The sequence below is a fragment of the Lacticaseibacillus chiayiensis genome (assembly GCF_004123795.1).
GTDB classification, from domain to species: Bacteria; Bacillota; Bacilli; order Lactobacillales; family Lactobacillaceae; genus Lacticaseibacillus; species Lacticaseibacillus chiayiensis.
In genome coordinates this window covers 1-625 of sequence record NZ_MSSM01000106.1, presented here as the reverse complement: position 1 = coordinate 625, position 625 = coordinate 1, and the positions used below count along the sequence as shown (strand labels likewise).

Below are 625 nucleotides of genomic sequence, written 5' to 3'. Positions count from 1 at the left end.
TTGCCCTTTACCAGATCGCCTTCCCAATCCCCAAAGGTTTTGCGTTCGTTCACCGCTTGCGGCCGCTGTTCGATGGAGGTTCCTGCAAGGCGTTTGTTTCGGCGATCGCGGTGACGGCCTGCGTGTTTGATATGGCGACGGAGCTTCTCAGGCAGGATCGTGTTGTCCAAAGGCAAGAGGCCGCGGTCGAGGTAACGGTAAACGGTCGGCGTTGAAGGACAGGCGTGGGCGGGATAGAGACGCTTAAACAAGTAACAGTACCCATCAATGCTTTGTAGGCGAAACTTGGCTTTTTTGACCTTGGCCGTGAGCCAGTTGAAGAAGAAGTGCCAGCGTCCCTTCAAGTGCAGCTGGCAGTAGTCGTGTTGGCAGCGCTGCTCGTGTAGAATCTGTGCGGTATCAGCGTAATGGCTTCGTAAGACAAGTAGTTTGACCTCAGCTGACGGGTCTTACCGCGATTGAGTTCCCGACTGATAGTGCTCGGCGCCCGATGGAGACGAGCAGCAATCTTTCTAATGGAGAAGCCTTTCGTGTGATGAAGCCCCTCAATAACGCCGCGGTCTTCAGCGGTGAGTTGAGTGTAATGTCGAGTGCTGTTAAACTTGTCTTGGGTCATGAAGATATC

The 625-nt window shown here is 53.8% G+C and carries 1 protein-coding gene and 1 pseudogene; both read right to left on the bottom strand.

Annotation, left to right across the window (positions count from 1 at the left end; translation table 11 throughout):
* Window positions 1-344 (bottom strand): annotated as a pseudogene (locus BVJ53_RS14845) (IS30 family transposase); the annotation flags it as partial.
* Window positions 341-616, bottom strand: a complete 276-nt coding sequence (locus BVJ53_RS15645) for a helix-turn-helix domain-containing protein (protein ID WP_414467465.1) — start codon at window positions 614-616, stop codon at window positions 341-343. The pseudogene BVJ53_RS14845 and the gene BVJ53_RS15645, both read right to left, overlap by 4 nt.
* Window positions 617-625: the final 9 nt, after the last annotated feature.

Bases quoted from the DNA above. Each gene is read 5' to 3' on its own strand.
- BVJ53_RS15645 (WP_414467465.1), bottom strand. From the start codon at position 616: ATGACCCAAGACAAGTTTAACAGCACTCGACATTACACTCAACTCACC.